This window comes from Cyclobacterium sediminis, assembly GCF_054781075.1.
In genome coordinates, this window is the sequence record NZ_BAAGVC010000043.1 from 135513 (window position 1) to 151106 (window position 15594).

Annotated in this window: 12 protein-coding genes; 11 read left to right on the plus strand and 1 reads right to left on the minus strand. The window is 37.3% G+C overall.

The features are described from left to right. Positions 1 to 20: 20 nt before the first annotated feature. From ACYVHJ_RS21200 to ACYVHJ_RS21245, 10 genes are all read left to right on the plus strand, one after another. Positions 21 to 2639, plus strand: a complete 2619-nt coding sequence (locus tag ACYVHJ_RS21200) for an SLBB domain-containing protein (protein ID WP_460518988.1) — start codon at positions 21 to 23, stop codon at positions 2637 to 2639. A gap of 2 nt (positions 2640 to 2641) precedes the next feature. Then, positions 2642 to 3724 (plus strand): GumC domain-containing protein, encoded by a 1083-nt coding sequence (locus tag ACYVHJ_RS21205; protein ID WP_460518991.1) that lies wholly within the window; start codon positions 2642 to 2644, stop codon positions 3722 to 3724. A 15-nt stretch (positions 3725 to 3739) separates the two neighbouring features. Then, the gene (locus ACYVHJ_RS21210) at positions 3740 to 5053 is read left to right on the plus strand and encodes an oligosaccharide flippase family protein (RefSeq protein WP_460518994.1); all 1314 of its coding nucleotides are present in this window, start codon (positions 3740 to 3742) and stop codon (positions 5051 to 5053) included. Continuing rightward, positions 5022 to 5927 (plus strand): glycosyltransferase family 2 protein, encoded by a 906-nt coding sequence (locus ACYVHJ_RS21215; RefSeq protein WP_460518997.1) that lies wholly within the window; start codon positions 5022 to 5024, stop codon positions 5925 to 5927. The genes ACYVHJ_RS21210 and ACYVHJ_RS21215 overlap by 32 nt, the downstream gene beginning before the upstream one ends. Beyond that, positions 5924 to 7348 carry an O-antigen ligase domain-containing protein gene (locus ACYVHJ_RS21220; RefSeq protein WP_460519000.1) on the plus strand — a complete coding sequence of 475 codons (1425 nt, stop codon included), beginning with the start codon at positions 5924 to 5926 and terminating at the stop codon, positions 7346 to 7348. The genes ACYVHJ_RS21215 and ACYVHJ_RS21220 overlap by 4 nt, the downstream gene beginning before the upstream one ends. Continuing rightward, positions 7345 to 8475 (plus strand): glycosyltransferase family 4 protein, encoded by a 1131-nt coding sequence (locus ACYVHJ_RS21225; protein ID WP_460519004.1) that lies wholly within the window; start codon positions 7345 to 7347, stop codon positions 8473 to 8475. The genes ACYVHJ_RS21220 and ACYVHJ_RS21225 overlap by 4 nt, the downstream gene beginning before the upstream one ends. Continuing rightward, a complete protein-coding gene (locus ACYVHJ_RS21230; protein WP_460519007.1) occupies positions 8468 to 9169 on the plus strand; it encodes an acyltransferase in 702 nt (233 codons plus the stop codon). The genes ACYVHJ_RS21225 and ACYVHJ_RS21230 overlap by 8 nt, the downstream gene beginning before the upstream one ends. A 141-nt stretch (positions 9170 to 9310) precedes the next feature. After that, positions 9311 to 10462, plus strand: coding sequence for a glycosyltransferase family 4 protein (locus ACYVHJ_RS21235; RefSeq protein WP_339900837.1), 1152 nt, complete (start codon positions 9311 to 9313; stop codon positions 10460 to 10462). A gap of 18 nt (positions 10463 to 10480) precedes the next feature. Then, positions 10481 to 11638, plus strand: a complete 1158-nt coding sequence (locus tag ACYVHJ_RS21240) for a glycosyltransferase family protein (RefSeq protein ID WP_460519010.1) — start codon at positions 10481 to 10483, stop codon at positions 11636 to 11638. A gap of 498 nt (positions 11639 to 12136) precedes the next feature. Further along, positions 12137 to 13504, plus strand: a complete 1368-nt coding sequence (locus ACYVHJ_RS21245; protein ID WP_339900840.1) for an exopolysaccharide biosynthesis polyprenyl glycosylphosphotransferase — start codon at positions 12137 to 12139, stop codon at positions 13502 to 13504. Positions 13505 to 13571: 67 nt separating this feature from the next. Here ACYVHJ_RS21245 and ACYVHJ_RS21250 read toward each other — a convergent pair whose 3' ends face one another. After that, positions 13572 to 14483 (minus strand): universal stress protein, encoded by a 912-nt coding sequence (locus ACYVHJ_RS21250; RefSeq protein ID WP_339900842.1) that lies wholly within the window; start codon positions 14481 to 14483, stop codon positions 13572 to 13574. A gap of 262 nt (positions 14484 to 14745) precedes the next feature. Between ACYVHJ_RS21250 and ACYVHJ_RS21255 the strand changes: the two genes are divergently transcribed. After that, positions 14746 to 15297 carry a 2'-5' RNA ligase family protein gene (locus ACYVHJ_RS21255; protein ID WP_339900843.1) on the plus strand — a complete coding sequence of 184 codons (552 nt, stop codon included), beginning with the start codon at positions 14746 to 14748 and terminating at the stop codon, positions 15295 to 15297. The last annotated feature ends 297 nt before the right edge of the window (positions 15298 to 15594 follow it).

Sequence of the window (15594 nt, forward strand, 5' to 3'; positions counted from 1 at the left end):
CCACCAAAAATATATTAGGTATGATTTCTAAAATACTTGTGAACCACCATTGGTTCCACTATGCGATTTTTTTTCTGATGGTTATGGTATCCCATATGGCTTTGCCTCAGTCATTGGAAGACATTTCTTCTATTAATGTGGATGACTTGACAGACCAGCAATTAGAGCAGTTGGTCAATAGAGCATCTGAAGCAGGTTTTTCTGAGGAAGAATTGTTGCAAATGGCTCAGCTCAGAGGACTTCCCTCATCAGAAGTTGATAAGCTGAAGGAACGTTTGGATGGCTTGGTGATTATGGGATCATATAACGGAAAAAATTCTTCAGAGTCTCCTTCCAGAAGCCCAAGGAGGCAAATGGAGTTCAATGAAATAACCCAGGGGATGATATCACCCCAAACAGATTTAGATAAGTTGTCTTCTGAAAAGCAGCCTTATTTCGGGATGGATCTTTTTTATAACAAGACGAGGAGACTAACCTTTGAGCCCAATTTAAATCTAGCTACTCCAAGAAGCTATATTTTAGGCCCTGGTGATGAGGTAAACATTGATATTTATGGACAATCTGAAACCTATTATCAAACATCGGTCACTCCTGAAGGCCAAATTATTTTGGAAAATATAGGTCCAATAAGTGTTTCAGGCCTAACAATAGACCAAGCAAGCAAAGTTATTCGCAATAGGCTATCTGCCTACTATACCGGGTTGAAAGGCAACAAACCCAATACTTTTTTGCAAATAACCTTGGGCAATATCAGAACAATCAAAGTGAATTTAGTGGGTGAAGTAAGGCTTCCCGGAACTTTTACGCTCAGTGCTTTTAGCAATGTCTTTAATGCGCTATATGCTGCCGGAGGACCAAATGTCAACGGTAGTATGCGGAAAGTGAAATTGATTAGAAACCAAAAAGAAATTGCTGAACTTGATTTATATGCATTTTTAATTGATGGAGACCCGGGAGTCAATATGACCTTGCAGGACCAAGATATTATTTTGGTGCCTCCATATTTAGCTAGGGTAAGTTTGGAAGGAGAGGTGAAACGACCCAAGGTGTTTGAAGTAAAGGAAAATGAAACCTTTGCTGATGTGCTGGAGTTTGCCGGAGGGTTTACCGATAAGGCTTTCAAAGGAAAAGTTGGCGTTACCAGAGTAACCAATAAGGAGAAAGCCGTTTCGGATGTTTACAAAGATCAGTTTTCCATGTTCCTTATGAAAGGTGGTGACCATTATACGGTAGGAAAGATTTTGGATAGGTATACGAATAGAGTGCAAGTTAAAGGGGCTGTTTATAGACCCGGAAATTATGCATTTGAGCAAGGGCTAACCCTTACCAGGTTGATAGAAAAAGCTGAGGGTTTGAAGGGAGAGGCTTTTACTAATCGCGTAAACATTCTCAGAACCAAGGCCGATTTAAGTACCCGATTGATCCAGGTAGATTTGGAGGCCATTATGAATGGTACAGCTTCTGATGTAAACATTTTGAGGGAAGATGTCATCCATGTCCCATCGATATATGATTTAAAGGAGGAAACTTATGTTAAAGTGAGTGGAGAAGTATTGAATCCGGGCACTTACCTATATTCTGAGAACATGACTCCTGCTGATTTGATTTTAATGGCCGGAGGGCTCAAGGAATCGGCTTCCAAAGAGGATATAGAGATCGCAAGGAGAAAATCAGATCAAGCGGGGAGAGCCTATGCAGATATTATTCCTGTAGCTTTAGATAGTGACCTAGGATTAAGCAGTAACCCCCAAGTATTACTCCCCTATGATCATCTGACAGTCAGAAGAAAAACAAATTTCAGCTTGGAAAGGATGGTAAAGATAGAAGGACAGGTTAAATCACCAGGAAACTTTGCCATTAGTCAGGCAGAAGAACGGATTTCAAGTCTAGTTTTCCGATCCGGTGGGCTAACTGAATTTGCATATCCTAAAGGTGCTACCTTAATAAGAAGGACTGAATTTTATAAAAATCAATCTGAGAAGGCGAGAAACAAAGACAATTTGCTCAATCTGCTTCAAAGGTTAAACCGGGAGAGTTTGGAACCCACCGAATCCCAAAAGCAGATGATAGATAGAATCGGAAATTACCTATTTGGAATGAGCGATTCTGTTGAGGCAGGATTGGATCAATCAGTGGTTGAAGCCAGAGAGCGATTATTTAATGACATTTCTTCCTCTCGAGACGGGGTGAACCCTATTCAATTGAGGGAAACGGAAACCGTTGCCATTGACTTGGTAGCCATTATGAAAAATCCGGGCTCCAAATATGATTTGATTTTAGAAGAGGGGGATATATTAAGTGTTCCCAGAAAACTACAGACGGTTAGACTTAGGGGAGATGTGATCTATCCTACCACCATCCGGCACGAGAGCCTCAAAGGATTGCCCTATTACATAAACAAGGCAGGAGGTTTCAATGTGAGGGCCAAAAAGAAGAGGACCTATGTGGTTTACGCCAATGGAGAAGTAGCTCGGACAAAAAACTATCTTTTCTTCAATGCCTATCCAAAGATAGAGCCCGGTTCAGAAATCATTGTACCAACAAAAGGACCGAAAATACCCATTAGACCTAGTGATTTGGTTGGTATTACAACAGGCTTGGCTACAATAGCCTTTCTTATTACTCAGATTATAAATTAATTATGGGGGAGAATCAACACATTTTATCTGATAAAATCACACTTAAAGAGTTGGTGTTACGCTTTCAAAGCTGGATTGTGGTGTACAAAAAAAAGTGGAAGTTATTGATGGCATTTGCCCTCGTTGGTGCTGTCTTAGGAGCCATAGTATCGGTCTTAAAAAAGCCCATTTATCATGCTGATACCACCTTTGTGCTTGAACAATCCGGAATGGGGGGGATGGGCAATATTTCCGGTCTTGCCTCCATGCTAGGCATTAATATTGGTTCCATAGGTGGAGAAAGTGGGCTGTTTACCGGAGATAATATTATGGAACTTTATAAATCAGAGTCCATGCTTAGTAAAACTTTACTGAAACCTTTTGATTCTGTTTCTAATCAAAACGCTGGTGAATTGCTGATAGACCGATACATCTATTTTAATGAATTGGAAGAGAAATGGGAGGATGATGTAGATTTCAGTAAGATTGATTTTTCCTTGCCACAGGCCAACTTTTCTATTCAGCAAGACAGTGTATTGAAAGAGGTGGTGAAAGAGATAAAGAAAAGTAATTTAATAGTAGAAAAACCGGATCGAAAACTTAACATTATCAAAGTGACGATCGCCAGTAAAGACCAAGCCTTTTCAAAAAGCTTCAATGAAAACCTAGTGGCAACAGTGAATGAATTTTACCTTAAAGCTAAGACAAAAAAAACCTCGGAGAATGTTAGGGTTTTACAACACCAATCGGATAGTGTTAGAAAGGTGTTGGACAGTAAAATAAAAGCCTTGGCCAATTTTCAAGATAGGGTGCCAAACCCCAACCCATTGCTGCAAGAAGGTATGGTGCCCTCAAAAAGTATACAAGTAGACATACAGGCATCTGCCGCTGTTTATGAAGAGATTGTGAAAAATCTTGAGATTGCTAAAATTAATGACAGAAACAATACACCTTTAATTCAAATAATAGATCAACCTCGGTATCCGCTAGAGCGGGCTGAAATAAAACTTAAAATAGGAATTGTTCTTGGAGCATTTATATGCTTTGTTTTAGGGTTTGTTTGGATATACTTGAACACGCTCTATGTGACACATCTCAAATCTTGAGTATTCCTTTTAAACATGTCGGATAAGCCCTTTTTTTCTTTTTATCAATTATTAAGGCATAAATCTTTATTAAATTTAATATTTTTATTCCTAATCCAGTCCTCAAATATTCTGGTTTCAATCATTGCAATGCCTGTGTTGATTCGGGCTGTGGGGGTGGAGGAATTTGGACGTATCAACCTGGCTTTTTCAGTTATTTTATTAGTAAATGTTCTGGTAGGTTTTGGTTATAGTTTAAGTGCCCCAAAAAGTGTAGCCCTCAACCAAGGCAATTTATCTGCCTTAAGTCATAAGGTTTCTGAAATTCTTTGGAGCAAGCTTTTCCTTGCCTTCACTTCACTTGTCATCCTTGGATTGCTGGGTTTTGTACTTGGCTTCTTCGAAGATTTTTTCTTGATCTTATGGTGGTCCACGGTTTTATTGTTTAGTGAGGCCACTGCCAGCGTTTGGTTCTTTCAAGGGAAAGAACGCTTGCAATGGGTGTCTGTCATTAATGTCGTAACCAAAATTACGTATTTGCTACTAATTGTTTGGTGGGTACAAAATGCAGATGACAGTTATTTGGCCAACTTTTTTCTAGGTTTAACGGCATTGGCAGGGAATATAGGTTTGCTGATTTTTATTCATTACGGAATGAAAATCCATCTGGTTAGGCCCAAATTTTATCAGATTATCCAGTCTTTAAGAGCAAATTTATTATTATTTCTTTCAAGCCTTGCTTCACATATAGCCATTAATGGTGGATTAATAATATTAAGCTTCTTTGCTTCTGCCGCCGTTTTGGGACCTTACAGTATAGCGGAGCGAATAGCTATGGTGTTAAGGATGGCGCCTGTATTGATTAGTCAGGCGGTATTTCCTAGAGCTAGCATTTTATATTATGAAGAAAGGGAAAATTTTTTCTCCTTTCTCGCTAAAGTAGAATTGGCAACCATAGCCCTAGGCTTAGTGATCATACTTGGGGTGCAATTCACAGCTCCTTTTATCATCCAACTGATTGCCGGTGAAGCATTGGACAATGCCGTGCTTTTCCTAAAGATTTTATCGTTTATACCCCTGGCATCAGGCCTTAACCTGGGCAATATGTTAATGATATTGGTAACAGAACAGAAGAAAGTGCTTTTTCACTCTACCTGGTTTTTTTCAGTTTATATGTTAATAACTTCCTTCTACCTTACAGAATTTTATGGGGGAGTGGGGCTTGCCATTGCCTTAATTTCTACTGAAGTAATTATATTTATAGTCACAACCCTTCTTTTAAGAAGGAAGGAGCCTTCCACCGTATCTCAATTTTATCGTGCAGTATTCAGTAGCCATAGTTATTCTTAATTGGAACGGTTGGGAGTATACCCAATTATGCGTAAAATCCCTGTTGGATGCGGGTTATTCGGAAAATGACTTAATCATTGTGGACAATGGCTCAAGTGATGGCTCCATACCCAATATTAAAGAACAATTCCCCAAGGCTCACCTTATTCTTAATAAGGTAAATCAAGGTTTTACAGGTGGAAATAACAGGGGAATCCAATATGCTTTAGAGAAAGGTTATGGTTTTGTATTGTTGCTAAATAATGATACCCAAGTTTTACCCGGATTTTTGGAACAATTGATTGAAGAAATGAAGGGCTCGGAGAAATTGGCTGCCATCCAACCCCTGATCTATTATTTAGGGGCGAAGGATGAAATTTGGAATGCAGGAGGTAATTACCATGCTTGGTTGGGTTATTCACAAACAAATTATCAGATTGAAAGTGATCAGCCTTATTTGACAGAATGGATCAGTGGTTGTGCGATTTTGGTCAGGTCTGCCGTTCTTGAAAAAGTAGGCTTACTGGATGATAATTATTTCGCCTATTTTGAAGATGTTGATTGGTCTTTACGAATGAGGAGTCAAGGTTTTAAACTCAAAGTTCATCCCCGGTCAATTGTTTATCATGAAGCCGGAGCCGCTTCAAAAAGCGAAACCAAAGGAGTGGAGGGTTTTTTAGATCCTAAAGTTCATTTTCTGAATGTAAGAAATCAGGTTTTTCAGCTCAGAAAATATTGTGTTGGCCCCAAGCAATGGCTGGCATGGCCATTCCACTTTGGTAAATTTGGGCTATTTATACTTTATTTTACACTAAAAGGACGGCATAATAAAAGTAAAGCAGTGATAAAAGGAATAAAGGAAGGATTGAAAACCCCATTGGGAATAAATAAATGATAGGGCTGCTACCGTTCATTATTGTTGTAGTTTATGTATTTCTACTGCTATTTATTACCGTGGAAAAAATCGCCTTTAAGGGAGATTGGGATTATATCTTATTCTTCATGGTGCTTTATTTGCCTTTTTATACCTCCATCCTCAGCATTGTTTACCAAGCCACAGGTTCTGAGTTGGTAGTAGCATTTTTCCAATACATCAAAGAATTAATACTTTTTTTAGCGCTTTTGGGATTTGTTTTCTACCAGAGGAATATTTGGAATTATTCTATTCGCCTTAATTTAGTGGACAAATTGTTTATTGCTTTTACGGTCTTGTCCACATTGTATTTGTTTTTACCCTTAGGAGCAGCGACTTTTCTGAGTAAGTTATTGTACCTCAAAGGAATTCTACTGATTCCACTGTTTTATTTTTTAGGAAGAAACTCAGGGATGGGTTCAGCCTCTATTAGCAGGCTTTTTGGCTTGATTATGCTAATTGCGCTTGCAGCATTCCTTTTAAATATTGTAGAAAAAGTTTTAGGCTTGCATTTTCAACAGGTTTCCGGTTATGCATTGTTTAATTTCGCGGTAAACGGCATAGAGCCTACGGGTAACTACGGTTTGTCTTGGACCTTTGAAACGCAGACTTCCGGCATGCGGTTGGCTTCTTTCTTTTCTGATCCCTTGGAGCTTGCCAGTTCCTGTTTGCTTGCATTTTCCACAGGATTGATTTGGTATTTAAGCAACAAAAGAGCAGAGAGCTGGATGTACGTGGTTGTGATGTTGGCTGCTTTCGGTAGTTTGATGATGACAGCCTCAAGAGCAGCATTTGGAGCTTTTTTTGTAATGTTGGTTTTTATTGCCCTGGTGTTTAGACTTTATAAACTATTAGGCTTAGGTTTCGCAATTTTTGTTTGTATGACCACTTACGTTTTGTTTTTTGCCACCGATGAATTTTATTATTTTATTTATGATACACTTACTTTCCAAAATGCCTCTAGCGTAGGTCATTTGGTGGAGTGGTTTCTAGCTTTGGATTCTATCATAAGCAATCCTGAAGGGATAGGGCTAGCCATGAGTGGAAATACAGGCAGTGTGACTGATGAAGTACGTGTGGGAGGGGAAAATCAATTTTTGATTTATGGCGTTCAATTGGGAGTGCTTGGCATGTTCTTATATATCGCTATTCTGAGTTTTGGTATTTATAAGAGTTTAATGGTTTTTAGAAATACTGAAAATCGAAATGCAGCCCGCATTGCTTTTGTGACTGCTTCTACTAAGTTTGGCCTATTGCTTCCATTGTTTACCGCAAATGCAGAATTGTACACCTATGTGTCCCTGACTACCTGGTGGATGATGGGTTACACCTTAGCTGAATACAACCGGATATTTTCTAAAGTAGAAACGTCTAAGGCCAATCTTTCTCAACCTTTGCTATGAAAAAGAAAGAAAAGAAGGTTGTCCTTGTGGATATTTTTTTTCAACATCTGGCGCAGACAGGTATAAAAACTTATACAGATAACCTTTTGATCCAAATCGAAAGGTATAAGGGGGATTCATTTACTTTTATTATTACCCCTTCCAAGGAAAGTATCAATAAGAGTAAAATGTTTAAAGGTAAGACGGCGCGTTGGAAAAATCTCTGGTTTCAATTACGCTATTTTTCGCATAAATTATTTGTTTTACCCCTTCTTTCCATTTGGTACAAAGCGGATATTGTTTTTTCTCCTGACATCCTTTCTCCAATCTGGAGTAGAGGAAAGCGGGTGTCTGTGATTCATGATGCATTTTTCTGGGAAACTCCTGAACATTACAATAAGTTATGGAGAAAGTTTTATCTTTTTCTTTTACTGACCGGTGTTAAGTTAGGAACCAAAGTAATAACAGTTAGTCATTATGCCAAAACCACGGTTGCGAAGTATCTTCCAGCATCTTCAATTACGGCCATACCTACCGGCTTGGACTTAGAGATAAAAGATCAGGATGAAAATGAGCAGGCGCCACTTCCCACACCCTATTTCCTGCATGTAGGTGTGATGGAAAAGAGAAAAAATCTTAGGATGCTCATCGAAGCCTTTGCTGTTTTTTTAGAAAGGAAGGAATCTGACTATTCACTCGTATTAGTAGGGCAGCGAGGGCCGAGAGAAGCTCTTGATGATTTCGATGGAATTTTGTCTCTGGTAAAAAAACATCAATTAGAAGAGAAGGTTGTTTTCACAGGATACCTGAGCAATAAACAGCTATCTACCTACTATAAATTTGCCGAAGCCTATGTTTTTCCTTCTATAAATGAGGGGTTTGGACTGCCTGTTTTGGAGGCATTTTCCTATGGATTACCTGTCTTGATTGGTCCTCAAGGAGCTTTGAAAGAAGTCGGAGGTAATGCAGTTTTGGTAAGTGAAAGGTTTGAAGCAAAAAGTTTTGGCGCCATGATGCTTAAAATCTCAGAGGACAGTCAACTTCGTACATCTTTAAAGCAATTGGGCTATCAGCGCTTATCATTATTTACAGGGCAGAAGTTTTTACTATCTTTGACGGATTATTTTAATAGTATTACCAATGAGTAGCTTACCCGGAAAGTTTATTTCAAAGATTTCAGGATTGGACTTTTCTGATCGGTTTGGAACCGGTTGGGATAAAGCCTCTACCTTTTCGGTTTTGCTGAGAATGGGGATATGGTGGTTGCGGGGTTTGTTTTTGAGACTGCGGATGAAGTCTTCCAAAGGGATGTTATTGGTGGGGAAGGGGGTTACCATCAGACAGGTAGGTAGCTTTAAAGTAGGGCGAAATTTTGTAGCTCAGGATCATTGTGAAATAAATTGTCTTTCCCAAAAAGGCATTGTTTTCGGAGACAAGGTAACCGTAGGAAGCTATGCCATTATTCGACCCACCAACCTTTATGGAGGTGAGCTAGGGATGGGGCTAAAGGTAGGGACCAATTCAAGTATAGGCCCCTATGCCTACATTGGTTGTTCGGGATATATCGAGATTGGGGATAATGTAATGATGTCGCCCAGGGTTAGTATTTATGCAGAGAATCATATTTTTGCAGATTCTGAATTGCCCATGATAGAACAAGGGGTAAAGCGATCATTTGTAAAGATTGAGGATGATTGCTGGATAGCTTCCAATGCCGTGATATTAGCAGGAGTCACCATTGGAAAGGGATCAGTGGTCGCTGCTGGGAGTATTGTTACCAGAGATGTGCCGCCCTTCAGCATTGTTGGAGGAAATCCTGCAAAATTGATCAAATCAAGATGAGATTTAAGTGTCCGATTTGATATATAGGGACGCCAAACAAATGTGTTCCAAGTCAACTTGCTTTCGATTATATTTTGGAGCAATAATTTATAAGTAGATCGTAGCGATTACAGCTCAAACCATCGAGAATAATAATTATAAATGAAGAGTAAATCTAAGCCGAAGCGAGTGATGATGTTGCATGGGTCATCCGACCTATATGGAGCTAGCAAAATATTTTTGTTTACAGCATCTATTTTAAAGGAAAGCGGGGTCTATGTCATTGTCGTTTTATCTGAGGATGGGCCACTCGCTGATGAGTTAAAAAAGCAAGGGGTGAAGGTGAAGTTGATAAGGCTTGGGATCATTAGGCGCAAGTATTTTAATGTGAGGGGTTTGATGAATAGGGTTAAAGTTACCTATAAAGCCTACAAGCAACTTGGAGCACTCGCAAAAGCTGAAAATATCACTCATATATACTCCAATACTGCAGCAGTGTGGGTTGGAGCGTACCTTTCTAGATTTAAGGGCTATACGCACATCTGGCATCTTCATGAGATAATTGTGAAGCCCAAATTTTTTTCACTATGGATGGGAAAACTGGTGCAATACAATTCTGAAAGAGTTTTAGTAGTATCGGAAGCAGTAAAAAAGCATTGGGTAAACTATGTAAGTGGAAATAAACTGCAATTGATTTATAATGGGATAGATTATAATCCTTACCTTTGCCAATCTGTGGGTTTGCGAAAAGAGTTAGGAATTCCCGAAGAGGCGATCGTAATAGGTATGATTGGGAGAGTAAACAGTTGGAAGGGGCAAGAATACTTTTTGGAAATTTCAGAAGAATTAAATAAAAAGTTTTTAAATTTATATTTTCTTTTAATTGGTGATGCATTTCCCGGAGAGGAACATTTGTTTGAAGGGTTAGAACAAAGGATTTTGGAAAAACAATTTAGCAATAGAATTTATAATTTAGGTTTTAGAAAAGATATATCCGATGTTTTGGCTACTATGGATATTTTTATTCTTCCATCCATATTACCGGACCCATTTCCTACAGTAATTTTAGAAGCCATGGCTGCTGCAAAGCCGGTAGTAGCTACAGCTCAGGGCGGAGCCTTGGAGATGATCGATCATGGAAAAACAGGTTTCCATATCCCTTTAGATAAGGCATCGGAATCCGCTGCTATTATTGGTGATTTGATTAATAATAAAAGCCAAATAAATAAAATAGGCAGAGAGGCTAGAAAAAGCGTTGTGGGGAATTTTTCCTTGTCTAAATATAGACAGGAAATTTTGAATATTTTTTCTTGAGAAGTAAATAAATAGAGTATGTCAAAAAACAACAAGCCGTTGCATGTTGCCATAATAGGGACAAGAGGGTATCCTTACGTTTACGGAGGTTACGAAACTTTTGTAAAAGAAATGGGCGAACGGTTGGTGCAAAGAGGAATAGAAGTTACCATTTATTGTCATGCACCATTGTTTGAAAAACAACCGAAAAAGGTTAATGGGATCAACTTGGTTTATATACCGTGCGTAGAAACGAAGTCCCTAAGTCAATTGACCAATTCTTTACTCTCCATGCTCCACGTTTGTTTTTCAAAAGTGGATGTAGTTTTTGTAGTGAATAGTGCCAATGGACCCTTTGGAATTCTTACTAAACTGTTCGGAAAACCATCCACAATAAATGTAGATGGTTTAGAATGGTTGAGGCCCAAGTGGAAAGGATTGGGAGCAAGATATTATTTGTTTGCATCCAGACTTGCTACTAAGCTTTATGATCAGTTAATCACTGATTCGGATGAGATGGAGAAAATTTATTTGGAGAAATTTAATGCTCCATCTAAAATGATTGCCTATGGCGCCAATCCAAGATTGTCATCTGATAGCAGCTTAATTGAAGAATGGGGTCTTCAAAAAGAGTCCTATTTCTTAATAGTTGGCCGCTTAATTCCAGACAATAATGCTGACTTAATTGTTGAAGGTTTTGTGAAGTCCAAATCTAAGCGAAAGCTGGTGATTGTTGGGGATGTTCCGTACCATGATAAGTTTGCCCAGATGATGAAGAGAATTGATGATAAAAGATTGGTATTTACCGGGTATGTACGGGATCAAGAGCAGTTGGCTGCCTTGTATCACAATTGCTTTGCTTATTATCACGGGCATGAATATGGAGGAACAAACCCCGCCATGCTAAAAGCTTTGGGCTATGGATGTGCCATTCTCGCCTTAGATACTCGATTCAATCAAGAAATGCTTCAACAAGGTAAGTATGGATGGTATTTTCAGAAAAATGCAGCTTCCGTAACAGGAATTACAGAGCGGGCTGAAAATTTACCTGAGGAAGTTGAAAATTTAAGAAAGCACTCTAGAGAAGGCTTGACTGATAAATACAATTGGGAAGTGGTGACTGATGAATATGAAGCATTGTTTAAGTCCTTGTGTAAAAGAAAAATTAAAGAGAATTTAGTAGAAATCAACTATTAATCAAACGATTTAGGTCATTGATTAATAGTTGATTTAGCCTGAAATATATTGTAATCAAGATTTACCTTTAAAAAAATATACCGGATTTATTCCGGTTTTTTTTGTCGTGATTTTTCTCTTGTATCAATATGCCATAGTTTACAGACCGTTTTTCCAATCAAGCATTTTTCAAATGGTGAAAAGTAGTTTTGCGAAAAGTCTTTAAGGTTTATTTTATTCCTTTCCCTCGCTAAGGCCTTAGGACGCAAAAGTTCAGAAACCTACTACTTGTGGAGTCACAACTTTAAGCGAAATTCTTAATAATTAAATTATACGCTATTATTGGCAATACATCATTAATTAATAATAGCGGAAAATCTGCGGTATGTGCTCATTTTTATAGTATTTTTACTTTCTGATCAATTGATCCTAATAAGTTGATAAGGGGCCATAAGAGATTTTGGTCTTTCTTAATTTTGAATAAGTGTTAGTTTTTTAATGTTTTTTTGAAGAGTATTCATGGCAAAACGCTTTTATAGATATTTCCCTTGGCTGTTTATCGCACTAGAGCTTTTGGTTATTGTTTTGGTACTGGGACTTCTAGTCTTAATACAGTTCCAGACATCGCTTTTTTTTACCGAATTTTTATTTGATTTAGGGTTATTAGGAACAATATGGGTGATTGTAGTTTGGGTAAGGAAAGACTATAAACTTTCTCGAACATCCACCTATTGGGACACCTTAAAGCAATTCCTTGTTACCTATGTGTGGGTAGTTTTGCTTTTCTTTATTTTGCGAGAGCATTTGAGTTTTTTTGAGACTGACAAAATAGATTTTTACCAATATCCTCTAGCCTTATTTATCGTAGGTTTTATTAGGTTGGTTGTTCATATGGCTTTGCGACGTTATAGAATGAGTGGAAGAAATTATCGCAAAGCTGTAATTCTGGGTAAAGATGAATGGAGTTGTCAATTGGCTCGAGCCTTGGAAAATAACAAGGCATATGGAATTAAATTACTCGGCTTCTATGATGATCAGATTAAAGACGAGCAAGTGCTTGGAGGCTTTGATTCTTTTTTTAGATCATTTGAAATAGGTTCTTTGGATATCGTTTATCTTAGCCAGAACATGTCCGATCATCTTATTAAAAGAATAGTAGACCATGCAGATGAAAATCATTTTAAAGTTAAGATTATACCCGGCCCGGCTTTACAGAGGAATAAAAAATTGACATTTAGTAGTTATGGTCAATTTGTTGTCGTGAACCTCAATGAGATACCGTTGGATAGGTTGGGTAATCAAATTTTCAAAAGAGTTTTTGATGTGGTTTTCTCTTTATTTGCCATATTTTTCATTTTAAGTTGGTTAATGCCAATTATTGCTTTTTTGATCAAGTTAGAATCCAAAGGTCCTGTGTTTTTCTTTCAACAAAGAACAGGGGTAAACAATAAAGAGTTTACTTGCATTAAATTTCGTACGATGTATAAAAATCCTTTTTCAGACACCTTGCAAGCTTCTAGACACGACCCTAGAGTGACCAGGGTAGGTAAATTATTGCGTAGGTTTTCAATGGATGAATTGCCGCAGTTTATCAATGTATTGAAAAATGACATGTCTGTGGTGGGACCAAGACCCCATACAGTTCCAATGAATGAAGATTTCAAACAAAGATTAGAGAAATACAATAACAGGCACTGTATCAAGCCCGGTATTACAGGCTTGGCACAAGTATTGGGTTACCGCGGAGAGATTATTAACCACTGGCAAATCAAATCTAGAGTGAAATTAGATTATTTTTATGTTAGAAACTGGAGTTTTTTATTAGATGTTAAAATTGTCTTACAGACCTTAAATCAGATGTTTAGAACCGGTGAGACTGCTTATTAGCGAAATAAGCCGCCTTGTCGAAATTAAAGGATAAGGATTTCTGGAGTTGGTTTGCCAATGGGTAGCCTTATAATTTCAATAGTGCTTCAAGAAAGCTCATATTCTCTCCTTTTTCTTTCATTACCAGCATAGGGATGTTTTGGTTGTTATTTACCAATTTTTCTGCAACACTTCCCAACAATACGGCTGCAGATTTAGATCTTCCCCTACTTCCAACAATCAAAAGGTCTGTTTGAATGGAGTTGGCAAATTCAAGAATGTTTTCTGCCTCATCTTTTTTGTTATTAAGGATAAAAGTACAAAGCAGATCAGGTAAATTATTTTCCTTAAGAAATTTTTGAAAATCTTTTTTACTGTTTTCGAGCATGATTTTAGCAAACTCATCAAAAGATTTACCTGTTTTACTGTAGCCACTTGGAACCTCATACATATGGCAACATTGGATGGCAGCATTGGTCTTTTTACTGACCTCCAGGGCTATTTGGATGCTTACCTTTGAATGATTTGAAAAATCTATTGGAAGCAAAATACTATTAATTTCCCCGCTTGGAGGTGTTTCAGGAAGTAAAAGAACTGGTCTAGGATATTTTTGTGATAAGTTTTTGACCAATGAGTCCGAAGGAGTTTTACCTTTTTTTCTTCCCAATATTAAAAGGTCTGTCTCTTTGATATTACACCAGCGCAGCATGCTTTCCTGTGCATTTCCTTCCTTAACAATGATTTCATAATTAAAGTCTAAAGCAGGTTTGCTTTTATCAATTTCATATTGAATTTGACTCTCGATGGTTTCATCCATTGGAGCCATTAGGTCCGGGTAAGCTGCGGTAACTTCTTCTGGTAGTATTAGACTTTTAGAAAAATGAATGAAGTAAACTTTTTCTATATCTAAAATTGGGACAAATATTTTAATGTTGGAAATCAATACCTCATCTAACTGAGATAGATCCAAGCCAACCATCACTTTTTTGAATTGCTTCATTGACTGTGCCTTTTAATCCGATTTGCTTTGTAAATTGTGTATATGGTAATTTTTTATGAATTTAACTTTTTGATTGCTTCTTTAAAAGAAGTTTTCCTTCAAATAATAAAATTTAAATTCAATTGGTGCCTAAACTTTGCCCGAGGATTTGCATAGGTGTTCCATTTATAGCTCTTTCGGATTGTACTTTGTGTTTATGAAGTGAGCTGGAGACCTATAATTTTTAAGAGTAAGTGTTGCTAATTTTAATACAAGAAAAAAGATGTCCAGAAAAATAGAAAAGTATTTGTTAGCAATCGTGCCTGATGAATCGGTTTGTCAAAAAATTACGCAATTGAAGGAGCAGTTGTATGAATCCTTTGGCTTAAAATATGCCTTAAAGTCTCCGCCTCATATAACATTAAAAATGCCCTTTGTTCATAATGAAAAGAAAGAAGGGGAATTGATTAAATTATTACAAGGTTATATTGCAAAAGAGAAAACTTTCCCGTTGAGCCTTAGAGGGGTGGGGGCTTTTGGAAATCGTGTTTCTTTTTTAAAGGTCAGGTACCCTCCGGAGTTAATGCTTTTTCAGCAGGGTCTTATTCGTTTCTTTAAAAGAAATTTAAAAAAACATCTCGAGCTAAGCGATACCAATTTTCACCCTCACCTTACTGTGGCTTTTAAGGATTTTAAAAAAGGTCAGTTTGATGAGGTAATGGAATGTGTGAAGAATGCAGCAATTAAAGAATCCATTCAGGTCCATCAAGTTTCGTTGCTAAAAAAAGTGAATGGGCTATGGGTAAAGATTGCTGATATAAATTTAAAAAATTGATATTTTATTATTCCTTTCGTGGCTAATCGCTAAATAAATCTGAGGTTTTTTTAACTATTTTTCAAAACTAAAAAAAAAATTTTATTTGGACTATTGAATCGATACGCTTATTTTATTTTGAATCTTAATTTTTTTAAAAATCTACCTGATTTGGCAAGTCAATAAATTGTTCTTTATAAAAACATACATACCAAAAAATATAATATTAATTTATACTATGACAAAATAAAATAAAATTTACACAAACGGTCAAATATCTTTTTGAATTACTATAATTATATTGAGTAATTTAAAAGT

What these genes read in the sequence shown, in the direction of transcription:
- ACYVHJ_RS21230 (WP_460519007.1), top strand. Translation starts at nt 8,468, where the DNA reads ATGAGTAGCTTACCCGGAAAGTTTATTTCAAAGATTTCAGGATTGGAC.
- ACYVHJ_RS21240 (WP_460519010.1), top strand. Translation starts at nt 10,481, where the DNA reads ATGTCAAAAAACAACAAGCCGTTGCATGTTGCCATAATAGGGACAAGA.
- ACYVHJ_RS21210 (WP_460518994.1), top strand. Translation starts at nt 3,740, where the DNA reads ATGTCGGATAAGCCCTTTTTTTCTTTTTATCAATTATTAAGGCATAAA.
- ACYVHJ_RS21235 (WP_339900837.1), top strand. Translation starts at nt 9,311, where the DNA reads ATGAAGAGTAAATCTAAGCCGAAGCGAGTGATGATGTTGCATGGGTCA.
- ACYVHJ_RS21250 (WP_339900842.1), bottom strand. Translation starts at nt 14,483, where the DNA reads ATGAAGCAATTCAAAAAAGTGATGGTTGGCTTGGATCTATCTCAGTTA.
- ACYVHJ_RS21205 (WP_460518991.1), top strand. Translation starts at nt 2,642, where the DNA reads ATGGGGGAGAATCAACACATTTTATCTGATAAAATCACACTTAAAGAG.
- ACYVHJ_RS21200 (WP_460518988.1), top strand. Translation starts at nt 21, where the DNA reads ATGATTTCTAAAATACTTGTGAACCACCATTGGTTCCACTATGCGATT.
- ACYVHJ_RS21225 (WP_460519004.1), top strand. Translation starts at nt 7,345, where the DNA reads ATGAAAAAGAAAGAAAAGAAGGTTGTCCTTGTGGATATTTTTTTTCAA.
- ACYVHJ_RS21220 (WP_460519000.1), top strand. Translation starts at nt 5,924, where the DNA reads ATGATAGGGCTGCTACCGTTCATTATTGTTGTAGTTTATGTATTTCTA.
- ACYVHJ_RS21245 (WP_339900840.1), top strand. Translation starts at nt 12,137, where the DNA reads ATGGCAAAACGCTTTTATAGATATTTCCCTTGGCTGTTTATCGCACTA.
- ACYVHJ_RS21255 (WP_339900843.1), top strand. Translation starts at nt 14,746, where the DNA reads ATGTCCAGAAAAATAGAAAAGTATTTGTTAGCAATCGTGCCTGATGAA.